Source organism: Streptomyces sp. NRRL S-495, from assembly GCF_000966955.1.
In the GTDB taxonomy this organism is placed as follows: Bacteria; Actinomycetota; Actinomycetes; order Streptomycetales; family Streptomycetaceae; genus Kitasatospora; species Kitasatospora purpeofusca.
In genome coordinates this window covers 1-2,294 of the sequence record NZ_JZWY01001021.1, presented here as the reverse complement: position 1 = coordinate 2,294, position 2,294 = coordinate 1, and the positions used below count along the sequence as shown (strand labels likewise).

General features: G+C 77.4%; 2 protein-coding genes. Both read left to right on the top strand.

What is annotated here, in order from left to right:
* The first annotated feature begins 130 nt into the window (after positions 1-130).
* Positions 131-1,387 carry a Dyp-type peroxidase gene (locus tag VR45_RS38185; protein ID WP_078897410.1) on the top strand — a complete coding sequence of 419 codons (1,257 nt, stop codon included), beginning with the start codon at positions 131-133 and terminating at the stop codon, positions 1,385-1,387.
* A 112-nt stretch (positions 1,388-1,499) separates the two neighbouring features.
* Positions 1,500-2,294 (top strand): ATP-binding protein (locus VR45_RS38180; protein WP_199926088.1); only part of this gene is annotated, 795 nt, incomplete at its 3' end.

Below are 2,294 nucleotides of genomic sequence, written 5' to 3'. Positions count from 1 at the left end.
GTCCGAACCGCTGGAGGAGCACCCGGTGGTCGTCCCGGCGGCCAGCGCCGCCACCACCACCGCAAGAGTCAACTGACGAACACGAAACGTGATTTGCATAGGACGTGTTCTATCGTCTCCAATAGGGCGCATGCCCACCGAACCGGAGAATGCGCTGGCGGAGAACGCGCTGCCGTCGGACCCGCCCGCCGGTCCGGCCGCGAGCGGCCCCGGGCGGCGCCGGGCACTGCTCGCGGCCGGCGCGGTGCTGGCCGCCGGCCTCGGCGCGACCGTCGCTGAACTGGCCCACGGCGGCCCCTCGGTCGGCGGGTCCACCGGCTCGGGCCGGTCCCCGGCAGGCCCGCCGCCCGTGGAGGCCGCGATCCCCTTCCACGGAGCCCGCCAGTCCGGACTGACGGGACCTCAACTCCCCGCGACCCGGCTGCTCGCCTTCGACCTGCCGCCGAACTCCCCGGCCGCCGACCGGGCGTCCCTGCGCACCCTGCTCGCCGACTGGACCCGCCTCCTCTCCGCCACGGCGGCCGGCACACCGCCGGACCCGCGACTGCGGGGCGACGACGGCCCGCCCCGGACCGCCTCACTGGTCGGCCTCGGCCCGGCCCTCGCCGCCAGGCTGGCCCTCGCCGTCCCCGGCGGACTGACGGAGCCGCCGGCCTTCCCCGGCGACCGCCTCGACCCGGCGCGCGGCGGCGGCGACCTGCTGCTCCAGCTCTCCGCCGCCGACCCCTGGACGCTCGCCGTCCTCACCGAACTCGCCGGTGCGGCCGCCCACTCCGCCGGCGCCGTGCCCCGCTGGTCGCAGTCCGGCTTCCTGCCCCCGACCCGGCCGGGCGCCACCCCGCGCAACCTGTTCGGCTTCAAGGACGGCACCGCCAACCCGGACGAGGACGCCGCCCGGCAGTGGGTCTGGGGCCCGCCCGGCCCGCACGAGAACGCGACCCTCCTGGTCTACCGGCGGATCCGGATGGACACCGCCGCCTTCGCCGCCCTCCCCGCGGAACGGCAGGAGGCCGCGATGGGCCGCCGCGCCGCCGACGGCGCCCCGCTGACCGGCACCGCCGAGCACGACGAGCCCGACCTCTACGCCAAGCACCCGGACGGCGCCTACGTCATCCCGGCCACCGCCCACGTCCGGCTCACCGGCCCCCGCCTCGACGGCGGCGCCCGGATGCTCCGGCGCGGCTACGGCTACGACGACGCCCCGGACGACCGGGGACTGCTGTTCGCCGCCTTCGTGCGCGACACCGCCCAGTTCACCCGCGTCCAGAGCCGCCTCGCCGAGCGCGACGCCCTCAACCCCTTCCTCACCCACACCGCCTCCGCCGTCGCCTACGTCCTCCCCGGCGCACCGGCGGGGACCGTCCTCGGCGCTCAGCTCCTCGACTGACGGTCGGTCACGGGACGGGCCCGGCGGGGATCTCGCCGTTCTCCGGTCGGCGGGCCGCCGGTGCGCCAGGATGTAGGCCGACGAACGCACGTGGCGGGGTTGGGAGTTGTGAGTGAGCGGGGACCAGGAGCAGGCGGCCGGAGCAGTCGCTTCCGACGGTGCGGAGAGCCGGGTGGACAACCGGCTGACCGGCGGCACCGTGCACGGCAACGTCGTCCAGGCCGGCCGGGCCGACATCACCCTGCGGATGTCCGACCCGGCCGCCCCGCCCGCCGTGGCGGTGACCGTCACCCCGCCCCTGGGGCTGCGCGACCCCGGCCGCCCACTGCGCGGCCGCGAGGAGACCCTGGAACGCCTGGAGGCCGAACTCGCCGCCGATCCGGGCGCCGAGGGGCGGCTGCTGGCCCTGTGCGGCATGGGCGGATGCGGCAAGACCGCCATTGCCCTGGAGATCGCCGCCCGCCGGAGCGCCGCCGGCTGCCGGGTGTGGTGGGTCGAGGCGCGCAACGGCCCCGCCCTGGAGGCGGCCCTGCGCGCCGTCGCCCGCCAGGCCGGCGTGACGCAGGAGGAGCTGGAACGCGGTGACACCGCCGACCTGCTCTGGTCCCGGCTGGCCCGTCTGGACACGCCGTGGCTGCTGGTCGTCGACAACGCCGACGACCCCGCCCTGCTCGACGGCCCCGGCGCGCTGAGCGCCGGCACCGGCTGGATCCGGCCCGCCACCGGCCCCGGCGCCGTCCTGGTCACCACCCGCGACAGCACCCGGGCCACCTGGGGCCAGGTCGCCCGGCTCCACCTGCTGCGGCCGCTGACCGGCGGCCGGCTCGACGCCGCCGCCCGGATCCTGCGCGACCACGCCCCCGCGAGCGCCGGCACCGCCGCCGAGGCGCTGTCTCTTATACACATC